The following is a 16,997-nucleotide window of genomic DNA, read 5'->3' as shown; positions in this document are numbered from 1 at the left end:
CAAACGAGCGCAAGGGGCAGCCACTGTGGCACAAGACGCCGGGGCGTGCAGGGCGGCTGCGTATCATCCGACGCATGCAAACGATCAACCCCTCGGGCAGGCCCAAAGTCGTCATCGTCGGCTGCGGATTCGGCGGACTCGAAGCGGCGCGCAAGCTGCAGAAGTCAGACGTCGACGTGACGGTGATCGACAAGACCAACCACCACCTGTTCCAGCCGCTGCTGTACCAGGTGGCGACCGCGGGACTCGCAGCTCCGTCCATCGCGGCGCCTGTGCGCGGGCTCTTTCGCAAGCAGCCGAACATCACCACGCTGCTGGGAGAGGTGAGCGGCATCGATCCGTCCACCCGGTCGGTGCACCTGGCCAACGGCGACCGCGTGCCCTACGACCACCTGATCGTTGCGGCCGGCGCCACGCACAGCTACTTCGGCCACGACGAGTGGTCCACCGTCGCGCCCGGGCTGAAGACGCTGGCCGACGCCTTCGAGATCCGCCGCCGCGTGCTGCTGTCGTTCGAGAACGCCGAGATCACGGCCGACCTGGAGCGCCGCCGCGCCCTGCTCACCTTCGTGGTGATCGGCGCCGGGCCCACGGGCGTCGAGATGGCGGGCACGCTGGCCGAGATCGCCAAGCACACGCTGTCGGGCGAGTTCCGCCACATCGACCCCGGCAGCGCGCAGGTGCTGCTGGTCGAGGGCGGCCCGCGCGTGCTCCAGGCCATGCCCGAATCGCTGAGCCAGAAGGCGCTCGAGCAGTTGGAAAGACTGGGCGTCGAAGTGCGCCTGAACGCGCGCGTGACCGCCATCGATGCCAACGGGCTCGAAGTGCAGACCGGTGGCGGCGCAGACGGAGCGCCTGTCACCAGCTACCGAATCGATAGCAGCTGCGTGGTGTGGGCGGCCGGCGTGGCGGCCTCGCCGCTGGGCCGCATGCTGGGCACCGCCACGGGCGTCGAATGCGACCGCGCGGGCCGCATCAAGGTCGAGCCCGACCTGAGCCTCGCGGGCCACCCGGAGATCAGCGTGGTCGGCGACCTCGCCGCCGCCATGAGCCATGCGCCCGGCAAGCCGCCCAAGCCCGTGCCGGGCGTGTCGCCCGGCGCCAAGCAGATGGGGCGCGCGGCGGCAGCCAACATCCTGCGCCGCATCGCGGGCCAGCCGACGGTGCCGTTCCGCTATGCCGACTACGGCAACCTCGCCACCATCGGCCGCAATTCCGCGGTGGTCGACCTGGGCACGCCTTTCGGCCCGCTGCGCTTCAGCGGCCGGCTCGCATGGCTGTTCTGGCTGTTCGCGCACGCGTACTTCCTGATCGGCTTCCGCAACCGCATCGTCGTGATGATGGACTGGGCCAGCGCCTACTGGAGCTTCCAGCGCAACGCTCGCGTGGTAGCCGATGTGCAAGGCAAGAGCGAATCCTGACCGTGGAACTCCCCCAGGCTTCGCGCACTTCGTGTCGCTTCGCCAACCCCCTCACCGGGGGCGACACCGGCGGGCCGGCAAAGCCGGTTCCGCGGTGTCCCGCCAACCGGCTGCGCCAGTTCTATGCGTCGCGGGTCACGCGAACGCGGGGCAGAAAAATGGGCCTTCCATGTCTCTGACCCTATGGATCGCAGCGCATGCCGCCGAAGCGCTGTTCTGCCTCTGGGTGCTGCGCTGGGGCGGCGCGCAGCGGCTCGAAGGCAGCTTCGCCTCGGGCCTCATCAGCACCTTTGCACCGCGCTGGAGCGCCCAGGGGCTGAAGCTGGCGGCGCTGATCCTACTGTTCTTCTGCGCCGTCAGCTTCGCGGCGGGGCTTTTCGTGCCCTCGCTGCGATGCTGGGGAAGCTGCTGAGGGGCGCCTTCTTCAGGTCCCGATCACGCCGCCGTCGTTCTTGGTGATGGCAATGGTCGCCGAGCGCGGCCGGCCTGCGCCGTCGGGCCACTTCGACACGGCGAGCGGGCGATCGGGGTCGCTGCGCTCGTTGGCGGGCTCGCCCGGGTGCTGGATGTTGATGAATAGCGTGCGCAGGTCGGGCGTGGCGGTGAGGCCGGTGATCTCGCAGCCGGCCGGGCCGAGCAGGAAGCGGCGGATCTCGCCCTTGGTCGGGTCGCAGGCCAGCATCTGGTTGTTGGGCATGTTGGCGTACTCGCCCTTGCCCAGCGTCGATGTCGACACGTCGGTCTCGATCCACAGCACGCCGCGCGCATCGACCATCAGGCCGTCGGGGCTGCCGAAGAAGTCGCCCTTGACGTTGCCCTGCGCCTCGTAGCGCACCTGCTTCGGGTCGCCCGCGAGCACGAGGTGGTTCCAGGCGAACTTGGTCGCGTCGAGGTCGCCGCTTTCCTTCCAGCGGATGATCTGGCCCATCGTGTTGTTGGAGCGCGGGTTGGCCGCGTCCATGAAGGGCTGGCCGGCGCCGCCGCGGTTGCTGTTGTTGGTGAGCGTGCAGTAGACCTCCTTGGTAAGCGGGTCCACCGTGGTCCATTCGGGACGGTCCATCTTCGTGGCGCCCAGCAGGTCGCTGGCCTGGCGCGCCTTGATGAGCACGTCGCCCTGGGTCGCGAAGCCCTTGTCGGCCACGAGGCCGCCCTTGCCCTGCGTGAGCGGCAGCCATTCGCCGGTGCCGTCCACGTCGAAGCGCGCCACGTACAGCGTGCCGTGGTCGAGCAGGTCGCGGTTGGCGGCTGCGCCGCCGGGCTTGACCGCGTCTCGGCTCACGAACTTGTAGATGTATTCGAAGCGCGAGTCCTCGCCCATGTAGATCACGGCGCGGCCGTCGTCGGTGAGCGCGGTGGCGGCGCCCTCGTGCGCGGCGCGGCCCAGCGCGGTGCGCTTGCGCGGCGTGGAGGCGGGGTCCTGCGGGTCGATCTCGACCACCCAGCCGTAGCGGTTCGATTCGTTGGGGTGCTTCGACACGTCGAAGCGCGCCTCGTGCTCGTGCCAGCGGTACTTGGCGCCGTTGCCCTTCCTGATGCCCCAGCGCTTCTGGTGGGCGTCGGGCGTGTCGGTGCCCTCGAAGTAGTCGGCGAAGTTCTCCTCGCAGGTGAGGTAGGTACCCCACGGCGTGTGGCCGTTGGAGCAATTGTTGAAGGTGCCCAGCACCTGCGTGCCGGAGGGATCGGCAGCGGTGCGCAGCATGGCGTGGCCGGCGGCGGGGCCGGTCAGCGTCATCGGGGTGAGCGCGGTGACGCGGCGGGCGAAGCGCGAAGGCGTGAGCTGGGTCCACCTGCCGGCGCCGTCGCGCTGCAGTTCGATGACCGACACGCCGTGCGCGTTCATCGACTTGCGCACTTTCTCTGGCGTCCAGGTCTTCATGCCGTCGGGGTGCAGCAGGCCGTCGTCGACGTACTCGTGGTTCAGAACCAGCAGGCCGCGGCTGGAGCCTTCGAGCGGAAAGAAGGCCATGCCGTCGTGGTGCATGCCGGCCTGCAGCGCCTGCTCTTCGGCGGTGTTGGAGCCGTCGGCCTTGAAGGCGGGCATGGCGCCCGCGATGCCGGTCGGGTCGCCCCAGCGGTAGAGAACCTGCGTGCTGTAGCCCTCGGGCACGACCACGGTGTCGACGGCCGCCATGGGCACGCTCTTGAAGCCGATGGCGCGGCCCACGCCGCTCACGTTGCCGCCACTGCCGCCGGTGGTGGCGCAGCCGGCCAGCGTGCCGGCCGCCAGCGGGCCGAAGAGCCCGGCTACCGCCGCCGCCATGCCGCCGCGCACGAACACGCGCCGGGCCGGGTCGGAAACTTCATGGATGGTGGGGTTGGCGCAGGGATTGGAGTCTTCCATGCGGGCGAAGTCTTTTGCCATGTCGTTGTCGCGGGGATTGTGGGAACCCGACATGGTCCTGCCCTCCCGTGAATCCGCCGTGACATGAGGCCGGTCGCAGAGGCCCCGGGGGCAATCAGAAGAGCCTGCCCCAATGGCTGCCGCCCCAGTGCGGCTGCCCTTCCCGCAGCTCCTCGCGCTGCTCCTTGCGCCACTCCCAGGGCGGCGTCGGGCGAGGGTCGGCCCAGAGGCCCGCGCGCCGGGCCCGGGCGCTTTCCTGCAGCTTGAAGAGCCCGCCGCCGCGCCTGGTGGCAAGGCGGTTGTAGTCGTACACCCAGGCCCAGCCGTCGGCCACCATTCGGCTGCCGGCGTCCTCGCCGTTGCAGCTCACGTCGGCGACGGTGCGGCCGTAGCGGTCGGTGTCGATCTCGGTGATGAGCGCCTGCTCGCGAAAGCAGATGCTGCTCAGCGCCTGCCGGCTGCGCTGGCCGTAGGGCTGGGCTTTTTCCGGCGCGTCGATGGCGGCGATGCGCACCTTCACGCGCTCGTAGGCGCCGATGCGCCCGCAGCGGGCGGTGAGTGTGTCGCCGTCGCTGATGCCGACGACGAGGCAGTCGCGGGGTGCGGCCTGGGAGAAAAGAGGAAGGGCGAAGAGGAGAAGACTGGAAAGCAGCGCGCGAAAGTGCATGAAGGAGCCGGAAAGACCTGGAGATTGGCAGAATCGCCAAACCGATCAAGGCTAAGTGATCCGTGCGCCGGCAAAGATCGGGACACAGTTTTTTTCTTTCTCGCGTTCTTTGCGGAACGGCCGCTTCGAAGGAGACCCCGCACATGCAGGAACCCACCCGGGACGACTGGTTTTCCGCCGCCAACGACGCATGGGACTCCGGCGCGCACAAGAAGGCGCTGTCGCTGTTCCTCAAGGCGGCGGCCGCTGGCGAGACGCATGCGCTCAACAGCGTCGGCTACTTCCTCGACCACGGCATCGGCGTGAGGCAGGACAGCACCGCCGCCCGCCAGTGGTACCGCAAGGCGGCCAAGGCGGGCGACGTGGCGGGCTGCGCCAACCTCGCCATCTGCTACCGCGACGAAGGCAACTTCCGCTGGGCCCGCTTCTGGTTCGAGCGCGCCTACGCCGGAGGCGATGGCGACGCGGCACTGGAACTGGGCCGCCTCTTCCTCTGGGAAGGCCCGCACAAGAACCACCGCAAGGTTGTCGACTACCTCACGAAGGCGGTGGCGGCGGCATCCGTCACGCCAGCGGGAAAGAAGAAGCCGGGAAGCTGCTGAAATCGCTGGGCCGCAAGTGAAAGGCCCCGATCTCGTTTCGCCTCACTTCGCCTCGCTCTCCGCCTCCTGCAGCAGCCGCCACATCACCTTCCCGCTCCCGCTCTTGGGCAGCGCGTCGACGAACTGCACCTTGCGCGGGATCTTGTAGACGGCCATGTTCTCGCGGCACCAGTCGATGATCTGCTGCTCGGTGGTGTCCTTGTGGGTGGGGCGCAGCACCACCACGGCCTTGACGGATTCGCCGCGGTAGTCGTCCTTGGTCGAGATGACGCAGGCTTCCTGGATGGCCGGGTGGCGGAACATCAGCAGCTCGACCTCGGCGGGCCACACCTTGAAGCCGCTCGCGTTGATCATGCGCTTGAGGCGGTCGGTGATGAAGAAGTAGCCGTCCTCGTCCATGCGGCCCATGTCGCCCGAGCGGAAGAAGCGCTTGCCCTCGAATTCGACGAAGGCGGTGGCCGTGGCGTCGGGGCGCTTCCAGTAGCCCTGGAACACCTCGGGGCCGTGGATGATGATCTCGCCCGATTCGCCGATGGGCATTTCCTTGAGCGTGTCGGGGTCGACCACGCGCGCGTCGGTGCTCATGAACGGGATGCCCAGGCACTGCTGCTTGGGGTGGTCCGAGGGGTTGGTGTGCGATGGAGCGGCGGTCTCGGTCAGGCCGTAGCCCTCCTGGTACTTCAGGCCGTACTGCTCGAGGAGGCGCTGCGCCACGGCCTGCGGCATGGCGGCCCCGCCGCCGCCGATGTAGGTCATGCTCGACAGGTCGTAGTCCTTGAAGTTGGGGCTGGCCATCAGGTCGATGACCATGGTCGGGATGTTGGTCCAGGCCGTGACCTTCCAGCGCGAGATGAGCCGGCCGGCCACGTCGCGGTCCCAGCGCGGCATGATGATCAGCGTGGCCGCCGCGAGGATGGCGGTGTGCATCATGCTCACCACGCCGGTGATGTGGAACATCGGCACCACGGCCAGCACCACCGTCTCGGAGGTGGAGCCGCCCCACATCTGGCCGGCGACGGCGTTGTGCATCAGGCTGGAGTGGTTGTGGATGCAGCCCTTGGGCAGGCCGGTGGTGCCGCTGGTGTAGGGCAGCAGCGCCATGTCGTTGGCTCCCACCACGTGCTCGGGCGGCGGGTGGCCGGCCTCTAGCGCGTCGGTCCAGGCGATGACCGTGCCGCCATCGAGCGCGGGCAGCGGGTGGCGGGTGGTGAGCCATTCCTTCCAGGCGGGCGCCGGGGCATCGTCGCCCGAGGCGTCGGCGTCGAAGGCGTCGGTGAACTGGGTCACGATCATGTGGTCGAGCCGCTGCTCGGGCGGCAGCGCGTTGCTGGCCTTGGCCAGCTCGGGCGCCAGGTCGCCGGTGATGAGGGCCACCTTGGCGTCGGGGTCGGTGATGTAGTGCTTGAGCTCCTCGGCCCGGTTCATCGGGTTGACCGGCACCACCACCGCGTTGGCGCGCAGGATCGCGAAATGCGCGATCACCAGCTGCGGGCAGTTCTGCATGTCCAGCATCACGCGGTCGCCGCGCTTCACGCCCAGCGCATGCAGCGTGCCGGCCAGCCGGTCGACCTGGGCGGCGAACTCGCGGTAGCTGGTCACGCGGCCGAAGAACACCAGCGCGGGCTTGTCGGGGTAGCGCGCGGCCGAGGTGGCCAGGTTGTGCCAGAGCGAGGTGGCGGGGACGGTGATCGAGTGCGGGAGGCGCTTGGGCCAGAACTTGTAATGCGGGCGTTGTTCCATGGTGGTCACGGTCGGGGGCGGGAGGGCGGGAAGATGGATGCCCGCCAGCCTAAGCCGCCACGTCCGCCGCTCGCATCGGGGAAGCCCCCGGGGGCGTCGCCTAGGTGACGCCAATTTTTCTCACATGCCCGGCCCTGCCGGATGCGCTCTGCGACTACAGACAGGCGCCGCCTTCCGCGCGATACCTGCAGGCTCTTCTCCTTTCCCCCCATCCACCCACCCAAACGAAGGAGCTTCCATGGCAGCAGAAAAGCACGCGAGCGTTCACTGGGAAGGCGCCGGCAAGACCGGCAAGGGCCTGGTCAGCACCGAGACCGGCGCCCTCAAGGACTACCCCTACGGCTTCGCCAGCCGCTTCGAGGACGACAAGCGCGGCACCAACCCCGAGGAAATCGTCGGCGCCGCGCACGCCGCCTGCTTCACGATGGCCTTCGCCTTCGCGCTGGAGCGGGAAGGCCTGGCGGCCACGAAGATCGACACCCGCGCGGCCGTGCGGCTGGCCAAGGACGGCGACGGCTTCAAGATCGACCGCATCGCGCTCGAACTCGACGCCAGCGTGCCCAACCTCGACGAGGCGAAATTCCAGCAGATCGCGGCCGCAGCCAAGGCCGGCTGCCCGCTGTCGAAGGCGCTGGCGAGCGTGCCGGAGATCACGCTGAAAGCCACGCTGGCCGGCTGAAGGCGCTGCTTATGATCGTCTCCCAACAAAAAGGAGACGGATCATGAACAAGCCCCTGCGGACCGCGCTCGCGGCCCTTTCCCTCGGCCTCGGCGCCACGGCGGCAATGGCCGCCTTTCCCGACAAGCCGATCAAGATCGTCATCGGCTTCCCGGCCGGCGGCCCGCTCGACCAGCACGCGCGCCTGCTGACCGACAAGCTGCAGGCCGTGCTGGGCCAGCCGCTGATCGTCGACTACAAGCCCGGCGCGGGCGGCTCGGTGGGCGCCGATGCAGTCGCCAAGAGCCCGGCCGACGGCTACACGCTCATGCTGGCCAACACCGGCGTGGCGGTGATCAACGGTGCGCTCTACAGCAAGCTGCCCTACAACACGCAGCGCGACTTCGTGCCCATCGCGCGCACCGCGATGCAGCCGCTGGCGCTCTTGGTCACCCCCAAGCTGCCGGTGCAGAACCTGAAGCAGTTCATCGACTACGCCAAGGCGCGGCCCGGCCAGGTCAACTACGGCTCGGCCGGCAACGGCGGCATCAGCCACCTGGTGCCGGAGATGTTCAAGACCGCCACCGGCATCTTCATGGTGCACATCCCCTACCGCGGCAGCGCCCCGGCCTTCACCGACCTGATGGGCGGGCAGGTGCAGTTCATGGCCGAGTCGATCCCGCAGGCGGCCAACTATCACAAGCAGGGCAAGGTGCGCGCACTGGCCGTGACCAGCCGCGAGCGCAACCCCGCCCTGCCCGAGATCCCGACCGTCATAGAATCGGGCGTCAAGGGCTTCGAGGTGGTGGGCTTCTACGGTTTCCTCGCGCCGAAGGACACGCCCAAGGACGTGGTCGCCAAGCTGAGCGACGCCTTCAAGCAGGTGCTGAACAACCCCGAGGTGCGCGAGCGCATGGTGAGCCAGGGCGCAGACCCGGCCTTCCTGGGCAGCGAGGATTTCGCGCGCTTCCTCGCGACGGAAACACCGCGCTGGGAGAAGGCGGTGAAGGCATCCGGCGCGCGGATGGACTGATCCCGCGCAGAACGCCGCTCAGGGCGGCGTGGCCGCGTGCCGCTCGAGCCGTGCGCGGTCCAGCAGCTCGATGGCGCGGTAGCGCACGCGCAGTGTGCCGTCCTCCTCCCACAGCTTGAGCTGCCGGTTCACGCTCTGGCGCGACACGCCGAGCATGAACGACAGGTCTTCCTGCGACACGCCCAGCAGCGCGCTGCCTCCCTTGTCCGCGCCCTCGCCCGTGCCCTCCGCGCGCGCGTCCAGCGTGAGCAGGCGGTGCGCGAGCCGCACCGGCAGCGGCATCAGGATCACGTCGTCGATCCACGCCAGCGCCTGGCGCAGCCGCAGGCACACCAGCCGGGTGAAGGCCATGTGCACGTCGGGATGCTCGGCCACGAGGCGATGGAAGTCGGCCGCAGCGACCACGGCCATCTCGGTGGTGTCGACTGCGCAGGTGTCGTAGACGCGCTCGCGCCCCACCAGCAGCGACACCTCGCCGAACCAGTGGCCGGGTTCGAGCATCGCGATCACCGCCTCGCGTCCGCCCGGCGCCACCACGCTCACGCGCAGAGAACCGGCCACCACGCCAAAGAGCGCGTCGGGCGACGAGCCCTTGTGGAAGAGCGATTCGCCGCGCGCCAGCGTGCGCCGGTGCGCCACTTCGAGCAGGCGCCGCTGCACGTCCTCGGCCAGCCGCATGTCGCCGTTGTGCACCGGCGATGGCTGCGCGTCCGGGGCCGTGTCGGGGGATGAAGGGGGCGTGCGTGGCATCGCGGGTTTGTCCGTAGCGTCGATTGCCAACACCGGACAGTCTTGTTTCAGGGGCGTGCCGATAGTACGCAGCGAGCCCGGAGCGGCGCATTCGCGCCAACCCGATGTCAGCAGCCATTCCTGTCACATGGAGCACACCCCGATGAGCAAAGACGACACCCCACGCACAGCACTCCAGGCCCGCCGCGAGCGCCTCGTGCTCGACCACTTCGCCGACGAGACCCGGCAGGACTTCGACGCGGTGCTCGGCACCTTCCCACATCCGCACTACGAGCTGGTTCCCAGCGGCGAGGTGCACGACGGCATCGCCGAGGTGCGCCAGTACTACATCGACACGCGCCGTGCCTTTCCAGACCAGCGCCACGAGATCATCCAGCTGCGCCACGCCGACGATTCGGTGATCGTCGAGTTCTGGCTGCTGGGCACGCACAAGGGCCCGCTCAAGGGCCTGCCGCCCACCGGCAACAGCTTCCGCTGCCGGATGAACGCCTTCTTCATCTTCGAGGGCGACCGGCTGGTGTGCGAGCGCGTCTACTTCGACACCCTGACGATGCTGCGGCAGCTGCTGGCGGGCGTGCCGGCAGAACAGGTCGGCGCGCTGGTGGCGGGGCTGCTGGGCCAGCCGGCCGCCTCGCGCACTCCCGAAACGGCCGCGGCATGAACGCGCTGCGCGGCGATGCGCTCGCCGGCCGGCATGCCATCGTGACCGGCGGCGCGCGCGGGCATCGGGTTGGCGATTGCGCGGCACTACCTGGCGGCCGGCGCGAGCGTCGCGCTCTGGGACCTCGATGCGCTGGCGCTCGCCGATGCCCTGGAGACGCTCGCGCCGCTCGGCACCGCCGCGTCGGCAGTCGTCGATGTGCGTGAAGAAGACCAGATCGCCCGCGCGGCCGCGCAGTCGCAGGAGCGCTTTGGCGGCATCGACATCCTCGTCAACAACGCCGGGGTGCTCGGGCCGACCGTGCCGGCCTGGGAGCACACGCCGGCGCAGTGGCGCAACGTGCTCGACGTCAACCTCACGGGCGCATGGCTGTGCTGCCGGGCAGTGGCACCGGCGATGCTCGAGCGGCGGCGCGGCCGCATCGTCAACATAGCCTCGGTCGCGGGCAAGGAGGGCAACGGCTTCAACGCCGCCTACTCCGCCTCGAAGGCCGGGCTCATCGCGCTCACCAAGTCGCTGGGCAAGGAGCTGGCTTCCTCGGGCGTGCTGGTGAACTGCATCACACCCTCGGCGGCCGATACCGAGGTGTTCGCTGCCGTTCCGGCCGAACACCGCGAGCAGTTGCGCATCGCCCTGCTCTCGCGCGTGCCGATGGCGCGCTTCGTGGAGGTCGACGAGGTGGCCGCCATGGCGGCATGGCTCGCGTCGGACGACTGTTCCTTCAGCACCGGCGCGGTGTTCGACATCTCGGGCGGGCGCTCGATGTACTGAGCGCCTGCGCGCCAAAAAGCCAAGGAGAACTTCCCATGACCCGAGACCCCGACCCGACCGGCTTCGCCCAGCTGGCTGATTTCGACGGCGCGCGCAACGCCGCCATGCCGCAGGACCGCCTGCGTGCCATCCGCCGCGCCGCCGAGGGCCTGCGCGAGCGCCTGCTCGACGCGCCGCCGGTGCGCTTCGCACGCAGCTTCGACCTGCTGCGCATTCCGTATCCCGCGTGGTTCGCCTTCACCGGCGTGTACTCGCAGAAGCTGCTCAAGCCGCACATGGTGCATCTGCTGGCGCGCACGGTGCTGGTCCAGTACGACGACTTCGAGGGCCGGCTGCGCACGCTGCTGTTCACCCCGGCCGACTTCGAGGCCGGCAACGAGACGCCTTACTTCAAGCGCCTGGCCGAGCAGACACCGAAGTTCTTGCACAAGGCGATCGCGCCGGTCTACCGGACCGTGCCGCAGGCGCTGGCGAGCTGCGGCATCGCGCCGGAGCAGGTCGACTACATCACCTACGACCACCTGCACACGCAGGACCTGCGCCGCTGGCTGGGCGATGCCGGCACGCCTGGGATGCTGCCGAACGCCAAGCTGCTGGTGCACCGCCAGGAACTCGCGAGCGTGCAGGGCCTGATGCCGGTGCAGGCCGAGTGGTACTGCCCGCACGGGCTCGACGGCATTCCGGCCGAGCGAATCGTGGCTTTCGAAGGCAGCATCCAGCTCGGCCGCGGGCTGGCGCTGGTGCACACGCCGGGCCACACCGAAGGCAACCATTCGCTGGTCTATCGCGCCGCCGACGGCCTGCGGGTGAGCAGCGAGAACGGCGTGTCGGCCGACAGCTGGGCGCCGCTGCAGTCGCGGCACAACGGCATCCGCCGCTATGCGCAGGCCACCGGCGCGGAGGTGATCCTCAACGGCAACACGCAGGAAAGCAGCAACGACCAGTACCTGTCGATGGTGCTGGAGAAGACGCTCGCGGGCACTTCTTCCTCGCACGGCTTCAGCAACGTGGTGCCGTCGGCGGAATGCACGCCGCACTGGCTCTTTCCGGGCGCGCCGGCCAGCTTCCTCTGGGGCGAGACCAGCTTCGGAACGCCGGTGAAAGCCTGACCGAACGACCGACAACGAGGAGACAGACGATGAACACAGCCACCCTGGCCGGGGCGCAGGCAAGTACCTCCCCGGGCGCCACCGCCCGCGAGGACGCCGCCCTCTTCCGCAAGATCACCTGGCGCCTGATGCCGCTGCTGTGCGCCTGCTACGTGCTGAACTACCTGGACCGCACCAACGTCGGCTACGCGCAGCTGCAGATGAAGGAGCAGCTCGGCTTCAGCGACGCGGTGTTCGGCCTGGGCGCGGGCATCTTCTTCATCGGCTACGCGGTGTTCGAGATTCCGAGCAACCTGATGCTCGCGAAGATCGGCGTGCGCGCGACGCTGCTGCGCATCATGGGCCTGTGGGGGCTGGCCTCGGCCGCGATGATGTTCACGACGACGCCCACGCAGTTCTACGTGCTGCGCTTTCTCATCGGCGTGTTCGAGGCCGGCTTCGCGCCGGGCGTGCTGTTCTACCTGACGCTGTGGTTTCCGTCGCACCGCCGCGCGCAGGCCACGGCCCTCTTCTTCATGGCCTTCGGCGCGGCGCCCATCGTGGCCGGGCCGATCGCGGGGCTGACGATGACGTACCTCGACGGCGCGCTGTCGCTGCGCGGCTGGCAGTGGCTCTTCCTGCTGGAGGGACTGCCGAGCGTGCTGCTCGGCATCGCGGCCTTCGGCTGGCTGTCGAACGGCCCGGCGCAGGCGGCCTGGCTCAGCGCTGCCGAGAAGCAGCGCGTGGCCCGCCTGCTGGCCGAAGACCAGGCCGCGCACGGCGCCGCCGGGCGCCACACCTTCGGCGCGGCGATGCGCGACGGCCGGGTCTGGCTGATCGGCTTCATGTCGTTCCTGATCATCCTGGGCATCTACGCGCTGTCGTTCTGGCAGCCGACGATCCTCAAGTCGATGGGACTGAGCGTGCTGCAGATCGGCTTCTATTCGGTGATTCCGGCGGTGGCGGGCATCGCGGCCAACATCGTGGTGGGCCGGCATTCCGACCGCAGCAAGGAGCGGCGCTGGCACTTCGCGCTCAGCGCGGTCGCGGGCGCGGCCGGGTTGGCGCTGACGACGCTCTTCATGCATGACGCCATAGCCGCCGTGCTGTGCCTCGCGCTGGCGGCCATGGGCATCTCGGCGGCGTTCACCGTGCTGTGGGCGGTGCCGGGCAATTTCATGTCGAAGAGCGCGGCAGCGGCGGGCATCGCGCTCATCAGCACCATCGGCGGCAGCGCGGGGCTGGTGATGGTCGGCTGGCTCAAGACGCTCACGGGCGGCTTCACCGCCAGCCTCTACGTGCTGAGCGGGGCGCTGGTGCTGTCGGCATTGCTCATGCTTGTGGCACTGCCGGCCAGCGCGCTGGGCCGCGCCAGGCACTGAACCGGAGCATCCGCAGGGACCCCGCACCAGGGTCGCGCTCCATTCAGGTGCGCAAATCTTGCATACCAGTTGGCACAGAAGCTGCTGGTATGCAGGCATATGGCCATCTCCGCATCCGAAATCAGTGCACGCATCGTCGAGGCGGTGATGGCACAGAAGCTCGCGCCGGGTTCTCGCCTGGGCGAGCAGCAGCTGGCAATGCTGTTCGACTGCAGCCGCACCATCGTGCGCGAGGCGCTCACGCGGCTGGCGGCGCGCGGTATCGTCACGGTGAGCGCGCGGCGCGGCTGGTTCGTCATCGAGCCCTCGCAGGACGAGGCGCGCGAGGCCTTCGAGGCGCGGCGCGTGATCGAACTGGGGCTCATCCGAAGCGTGGGCAAGATCGAGAAGACCGCCCTGCGGCAGCTCAAGGCGCACCTGCAGCGTGAAAAGGCCGCACTGAAAGAGAGCGACGTCGGCAACCGCAGCTTCCTGCTGGGCGATTTCCACGTCTGCCTGGCCGAGTGCCTGGGCAACACGCTGCTGGCCGACACGCTGCGCGACTACACGGCGCGCACCACGCTGATCGCCATGCTCTACCAGTCCACGCACGACGCGGTGCAGTCCTGCGAAGACCACGTGCGCATCGTCGCGGCGCTGGAGCGCGGCGACCACGCCGCCGCCGAGGCGCTGATGGCCGAGCACATCGGCACGGTGCAGTCGGCGCTGCGCGTGCAGGCGCCCACCGACCCGCTGGCGCAGTTGCGCGACGCGCTGGCGCCGCTTCAGAACACGACCGCTGCGCCCGCCGCAGCCAAAGGCAGGCGCCGCAAGCCCGGCGCAGCCCCCGATTCCGATTCTTCGACTTACCTAGGAGCCCTGCTATGACCTTCTCTGCATCCAAACGCCGCGTCGCCCTGGCGCTCGCTTCCGCCGCCATGCTGGCCTCGGCCGGCGCCGCGCACGCCCAGAACGCGCTGGACAACGTGCTCAAGGCCAAGACGATCAAGATCGCAGTGCCCACGGACTACCCGCCCTACGGCTCGGTCGACAAGAACATGAAGCCGCAAGGCCTCGACGTCGAGATGGCCGAACTCATCGCCGCCAAGCTGGGCGTGAAGGTCGAGCTGGTGCCGGTGACCAGCGCCAACCGCATCCCGTACCTGCAGACCAAGAAGGCCGACCTGGTGATCTCCACGCTGGGCAAGAACCCCGAGCGCGAGAAGGTGATCGACTTCTCGTCGGCCTACGCGCCCTTCTTCCAGGCCGTGTACGCAGCCAAGAGCATGAAGCTCACCAGCTTCGCCGACATGGCCGGCAAGACCGTGGCCGTGACGCGCGGCGCGATGGAAGACCAGGAACTGAACAAGGTGGCGCCGCCGAACGTCGACTACCGCCGCTTCGAGGACAACAACGCGACCATCGCCGCCTTCGTGGCCGGCCAGACGCAGACCCTCGCGACCAGCGCCGCCGTCGCCGGCGACATGCTCGCGAAGAACCCGAAGGTCAGCGCCGAGTTCAAGCTGCTGCTGAAGGACAGCCCGTGCTTCGTCGGCATCGCCAAGGGCGAGACCGCGCTGAAGACCAAGGTCAACGAGATCATCGCGGCCGCCAAGAAGGACGGCACGCTCGATGCCATGTCCAAGAAGTGGCTGGGCAAAGCCGCTGGCGACCTCCCCGTCTGATCGATCGGCGCGGCCATGGGCATCGAGTTTGATTTCGGCGCGGTGCTCTCCGAGTGGCCGCTGCTGCTGCGCGGCGTGGCGTGGACCATCGGCCTGACCGCCGTCGGCACCGTGCTGGGCATGATCGTGGGCACCTTCTGCGCGTGGGCGCGCGCCGACGGCCCGAAGTGGCTGCGCGCCATCGTGGGCACGTACGTGGAGCTGATCCGCAACACGCCCTTCATCGTGCAGCTTTTCTTCATCTTCTTCGGGCTGCCGGCCGCGGGCGTCAAGCTCACGCCGGAGGTGGCTTCGGTGATCGCGATGGTGCTGAACCTGGGGGCCTACTCCACCGAGATCATCCGCGCCGGCATCGAGGCCACGCCCAAGGGGCAGATCGAGGCCGCCGTGAGCCTGGCGCTCAGCAAGTCGCAGGTGTTCCTGCGCGTGGTGCTGCCGCCGGCGCTCAAGAAGGTGTGGCCCGCGATGGTGAGCCAGATCGTCATCGTGATGCTGGGCTCGGCGGTGTGCGGGCAGATCTCCACCGAGGAGCTGAGCTACGCGGCCAACCTCATCCAGAGCCGCAACTTTCGCGCCTTCGAGGCCTTCATCGTCGCCACGCTGATCTACCTGGCGCTGTCGGTGGCGCTGCGGCGGCTGCTCGACTGGGCGGGGCCGAAGTTCTTCTTCGGGCGCTGAGCGAACACGGGCACTTTCACCACCATGGCTGACTTTTCACTTTGGGACATCCTGCGCAACCTGCTGCTGGCACTGCGCTGGACTGTCGTGCTCTCGCTCATCGCCTTCATCGGCGGCGGCATCGTGGGCGCGCTGCTGCTCTTCCTGCGGCTGCGCGGCGGCAAGGCTGCCAGCCGGGCCGTGGGCCTCTATGTGCAGCTCTTCCAGGGCACGCCGCTGCTGATGCAGCTCTTCCTGGCCTACTTCGGCATCGCGCTCTTCGGCGTGGACGTGTCGGCGTGGACCGCCGCCAGCCTGGCGCTCACGCTCTACACCAGCGCCTTCCTCACCGAAATCTGGCGCGGCTGCGTGGCCTCGATCCCGAAGGGGCAGTGGGAGGCCTCGGGCAGCCTCGCGCTGAGCTTCGGCGAGCAGCTTCGCCACGTGATCCTGCCGCAGGCGGTGAAGATCGCCATCGCGCCCACGGTGGGCTTCCTGGTGCAGGTCATCAAGGGCACCGCGCTCGCGTCGGTGATCGGCTTCATCGAACTCACCAAGGCGGGCAGCATGATCTCGAACGCCACCTTCCAGCCCTTCGTGGTGTTCAGCTGCGTGGCCCTGCTTTATTTCGTGCTGTGCTTCCCGGTGAGCCTGTACGCCAAGAACCTCGAGAGGAAATCCCATGGCCGCCGTGCTTGAACCCCAACAACAACCCGCCACCGCGGTGGGCTCGCCCATCGTGCGCATCACGGCGCTGCGCAAGTCGTACGGCACCAACGAGGTGCTCAAGGGCATCGACCTCGACGTGAAGCGCGGCGAGGTGATCGCCATCATCGGCAAGAGCGGCTCGGGCAAGAGCACGCTGCTGCGCTGCGTCAACGGGCTGGAGGTGTTCCAGGAAGGCTCGCTCACGGTGGACGGCAAGCCGCTGCTGCACGAGAGCGCCATGGCCATGCGCGAGCTGCGCCAGCGCGTGGGCATGATCTTCCAGGGCTTCAACCTGTTCCCGCACCTCACGGTCGGCAAGAACGTGATGCTCGCGCCCACGCTGGTGAAGAAGCGCACCAGCCTCGAAGCCGCCTCGCAGGCGCGCAAGCTGCTCGCGCGCGTGGGCCTGGCCGAGAAGTTCGACGCCATGCCCGACCAGCTCTCGGGCGGCCAGCAGCAGCGCGTGGCCATCGCCCGCGCACTGGCCATGGAGCCGGCCGTGCTGCTGTGCGACGAGATCACTTCCGCGCTCGACCCCGAGCTGGTGGGCGAGGTGCTGCGCGTGGTGGAGTCGCTGGCCGACGAGGGCATGACGCTGCTGATGGTCACGCACGAGATGAGCTTCGCCCGCAAGGTCAGCGACCGCGTGATCTTCATGCACCAGGGCCGCGTGCACGAGATGGGGCCGCCGGCGGAACTGTTCGGCAATCCGCAGACGCCGGAGCTGAAGCAGTTTCTCTCTTCGCTGCACGACTGAGCCGCTGACGGCCGGGCTGCTATCCTCCGCCCATGGCCAGCCTGCGTACCGCGTCCATTATTCGACCCATCCGGAAGACGGTGGGTTAGCGCGCGGC

At 68.8% G+C, this 16,997-nt stretch carries 17 protein-coding genes and 1 pseudogene; 14 read left to right on the top strand and 4 right to left on the bottom strand.

The genetic code is table 11. The features are described from left to right. Positions 1-74 precede the first annotated feature (74 nt). Positions 75-1,421 carry an NAD(P)/FAD-dependent oxidoreductase gene (locus ACHMXA_RS13530; RefSeq protein WP_176664857.1) on the top strand — a complete coding sequence of 449 codons (1,347 nt, stop codon included), beginning with the start codon at positions 75-77 and terminating at the stop codon, positions 1,419-1,421. A 169-nt stretch (positions 1,422-1,590) separates the two neighbouring features. Next, the gene (locus ACHMXA_RS13525; RefSeq protein WP_176664856.1) at positions 1,591-1,833 is read left to right on the top strand and encodes a hypothetical protein; all 243 of its coding nucleotides are present in this window, start codon (positions 1,591-1,593) and stop codon (positions 1,831-1,833) included. Positions 1,834-1,845: 12 nt separating this feature from the next. On the opposite strand, the gene ACHMXA_RS13520 is transcribed toward ACHMXA_RS13525, so the two are convergent. Beyond that, positions 1,846-3,783, bottom strand: coding sequence for a PhoX family phosphatase (locus tag ACHMXA_RS13520; protein ID WP_176664855.1), 1,938 nt, complete (start codon positions 3,781-3,783; stop codon positions 1,846-1,848). Between the two features lie 94 nt (positions 3,784-3,877). Further along, positions 3,878-4,429 carry a thermonuclease family protein gene (locus ACHMXA_RS13515; protein ID WP_176664854.1) on the bottom strand — a complete coding sequence of 184 codons (552 nt, stop codon included), beginning with the start codon at positions 4,427-4,429 and terminating at the stop codon, positions 3,878-3,880. Positions 4,430-4,572: 143 nt separating this feature from the next. Here ACHMXA_RS13515 and ACHMXA_RS13510 point away from each other — a divergent pair, with 143 nt between their 5' ends. Continuing rightward, positions 4,573-5,031, top strand: a complete 459-nt coding sequence (locus tag ACHMXA_RS13510; protein ID WP_395320966.1) for a tetratricopeptide repeat protein — start codon at positions 4,573-4,575, stop codon at positions 5,029-5,031. A gap of 42 nt (positions 5,032-5,073) precedes the next feature. Here the strand turns inward: ACHMXA_RS13510 and ACHMXA_RS13505 are convergent, their stop codons facing one another. Next, positions 5,074-6,771, bottom strand: a complete 1,698-nt coding sequence (locus ACHMXA_RS13505; protein WP_176664852.1) for a long-chain fatty acid--CoA ligase — start codon at positions 6,769-6,771, stop codon at positions 5,074-5,076. A 238-nt stretch (positions 6,772-7,009) separates the two neighbouring features. On the opposite strand from ACHMXA_RS13505, the gene ACHMXA_RS13500 reads away from it, so the two are divergent. Next, complete coding sequence (locus ACHMXA_RS13500; RefSeq protein ID WP_019654928.1) at positions 7,010-7,450, top strand: OsmC family protein; 441 nt, start codon at positions 7,010-7,012, stop codon at positions 7,448-7,450. Positions 7,451-7,493: 43 nt separating this feature from the next. After that, entirely contained in the window at positions 7,494-8,462 is a 969-nt protein-coding gene (locus ACHMXA_RS13495; protein ID WP_176664850.1) for a tripartite tricarboxylate transporter substrate binding protein, read from the top strand. Between the two features lie 18 nt (positions 8,463-8,480). Here ACHMXA_RS13495 and ACHMXA_RS13490 read toward each other — a convergent pair whose 3' ends face one another. Next, positions 8,481-9,212 (bottom strand): Crp/Fnr family transcriptional regulator, encoded by a 732-nt coding sequence (locus tag ACHMXA_RS13490; protein WP_176664849.1) that lies wholly within the window; start codon positions 9,210-9,212, stop codon positions 8,481-8,483. 142 nt (positions 9,213-9,354) lie between these two features. On the opposite strand from ACHMXA_RS13490, the gene ACHMXA_RS13485 reads away from it, so the two are divergent. The 9 genes and pseudogenes from ACHMXA_RS13485 (at position 9,355) to ACHMXA_RS13445 (ending at position 16,900) form a co-directional block, all read left to right on the top strand. Further along, positions 9,355-9,873 (top strand): ester cyclase, encoded by a 519-nt coding sequence (locus ACHMXA_RS13485; RefSeq protein ID WP_176664848.1) that lies wholly within the window; start codon positions 9,355-9,357, stop codon positions 9,871-9,873. Beyond that, positions 9,870-10,644: pseudogene (locus ACHMXA_RS13480) on the top strand (SDR family NAD(P)-dependent oxidoreductase). Before ACHMXA_RS13485 ends, ACHMXA_RS13480 begins: the two are co-directional and overlap by 4 nt. 35 nt (positions 10,645-10,679) lie before the next feature. Further along, positions 10,680-11,753 (top strand): hypothetical protein, encoded by a 1,074-nt coding sequence (locus tag ACHMXA_RS13475; protein WP_176664846.1) that lies wholly within the window; start codon positions 10,680-10,682, stop codon positions 11,751-11,753. Between the two features lie 29 nt (positions 11,754-11,782). Then, a complete protein-coding gene (locus ACHMXA_RS13470) occupies positions 11,783-13,114 on the top strand; it encodes an MFS transporter (protein ID WP_176664845.1) in 1,332 nt (443 codons plus the stop codon). Positions 13,115-13,213: 99 nt separating this feature from the next. Further along, the gene (locus tag ACHMXA_RS13465; RefSeq protein ID WP_176664844.1) at positions 13,214-13,981 is read left to right on the top strand and encodes a GntR family transcriptional regulator; all 768 of its coding nucleotides are present in this window, start codon (positions 13,214-13,216) and stop codon (positions 13,979-13,981) included. After that, on the top strand, positions 13,978-14,778 hold the full coding sequence (locus ACHMXA_RS13460) for a transporter substrate-binding domain-containing protein (RefSeq protein ID WP_176664843.1): 801 nt from the start codon (positions 13,978-13,980) through the stop codon (positions 14,776-14,778). The genes ACHMXA_RS13465 and ACHMXA_RS13460 overlap by 4 nt, the downstream gene beginning before the upstream one ends. 15 nt (positions 14,779-14,793) lie before the next feature. Next, positions 14,794-15,456 carry an amino acid ABC transporter permease gene (locus ACHMXA_RS13455; RefSeq protein ID WP_395320963.1) on the top strand — a complete coding sequence of 221 codons (663 nt, stop codon included), beginning with the start codon at positions 14,794-14,796 and terminating at the stop codon, positions 15,454-15,456. 24 nt (positions 15,457-15,480) lie between these two features. After that, positions 15,481-16,134 (top strand): amino acid ABC transporter permease, encoded by a 654-nt coding sequence (locus ACHMXA_RS13450; protein ID WP_395320962.1) that lies wholly within the window; start codon positions 15,481-15,483, stop codon positions 16,132-16,134. Then, positions 16,118-16,900, top strand: coding sequence for an amino acid ABC transporter ATP-binding protein (locus ACHMXA_RS13445; RefSeq protein WP_218088176.1), 783 nt, complete (start codon positions 16,118-16,120; stop codon positions 16,898-16,900). Before ACHMXA_RS13450 ends, ACHMXA_RS13445 begins: the two co-directional genes overlap by 17 nt. The last annotated feature ends 97 nt before the right edge of the window (positions 16,901-16,997 follow it).

The sequence above is a fragment of the Variovorax sp. UC74_104 genome (genome assembly GCF_044055375.1).
Classification (GTDB): Bacteria; Pseudomonadota; Gammaproteobacteria; order Burkholderiales; family Burkholderiaceae_C; genus Variovorax.
Note: the sequence above shows the minus strand (reverse complement) of the source record. Positions and strands in the feature narration are given on the sequence as shown.

Bases quoted from the DNA above. Each gene is read 5' to 3' on its own strand.
- ACHMXA_RS13530 (WP_176664857.1), top strand. From the start codon at position 75: ATGCAAACGATCAACCCCTCGGGCAGGCCCAAAGTCGTCATCGTCGGC.
- ACHMXA_RS13525 (WP_176664856.1), top strand. From the start codon at position 1,591: ATGTCTCTGACCCTATGGATCGCAGCGCATGCCGCCGAAGCGCTGTTC.
- ACHMXA_RS13520 (WP_176664855.1), bottom strand. From the start codon at position 3,783: ATGGCAAAAGACTTCGCCCGCATGGAAGACTCCAATCCCTGCGCCAAC.
- ACHMXA_RS13515 (WP_176664854.1), bottom strand. From the start codon at position 4,429: ATGCACTTTCGCGCGCTGCTTTCCAGTCTTCTCCTCTTCGCCCTTCCT.
- ACHMXA_RS13510 (WP_395320966.1), top strand. From the start codon at position 4,573: ATGCAGGAACCCACCCGGGACGACTGGTTTTCCGCCGCCAACGACGCA.
- ACHMXA_RS13505 (WP_176664852.1), bottom strand. From the start codon at position 6,771: ATGGAACAACGCCCGCATTACAAGTTCTGGCCCAAGCGCCTCCCGCAC.
- ACHMXA_RS13500 (WP_019654928.1), top strand. From the start codon at position 7,010: ATGGCAGCAGAAAAGCACGCGAGCGTTCACTGGGAAGGCGCCGGCAAG.
- ACHMXA_RS13495 (WP_176664850.1), top strand. From the start codon at position 7,494: ATGAACAAGCCCCTGCGGACCGCGCTCGCGGCCCTTTCCCTCGGCCTC.
- ACHMXA_RS13490 (WP_176664849.1), bottom strand. From the start codon at position 9,212: ATGCCACGCACGCCCCCTTCATCCCCCGACACGGCCCCGGACGCGCAG.
- ACHMXA_RS13485 (WP_176664848.1), top strand. From the start codon at position 9,355: ATGAGCAAAGACGACACCCCACGCACAGCACTCCAGGCCCGCCGCGAG.
- ACHMXA_RS13475 (WP_176664846.1), top strand. From the start codon at position 10,680: ATGACCCGAGACCCCGACCCGACCGGCTTCGCCCAGCTGGCTGATTTC.
- ACHMXA_RS13470 (WP_176664845.1), top strand. From the start codon at position 11,783: ATGAACACAGCCACCCTGGCCGGGGCGCAGGCAAGTACCTCCCCGGGC.
- ACHMXA_RS13465 (WP_176664844.1), top strand. From the start codon at position 13,214: ATGGCCATCTCCGCATCCGAAATCAGTGCACGCATCGTCGAGGCGGTG.
- ACHMXA_RS13460 (WP_176664843.1), top strand. From the start codon at position 13,978: ATGACCTTCTCTGCATCCAAACGCCGCGTCGCCCTGGCGCTCGCTTCC.
- ACHMXA_RS13455 (WP_395320963.1), top strand. From the start codon at position 14,794: ATGGGCATCGAGTTTGATTTCGGCGCGGTGCTCTCCGAGTGGCCGCTG.
- ACHMXA_RS13450 (WP_395320962.1), top strand. From the start codon at position 15,481: ATGGCTGACTTTTCACTTTGGGACATCCTGCGCAACCTGCTGCTGGCA.
- ACHMXA_RS13445 (WP_218088176.1), top strand. From the start codon at position 16,118: ATGGCCGCCGTGCTTGAACCCCAACAACAACCCGCCACCGCGGTGGGC.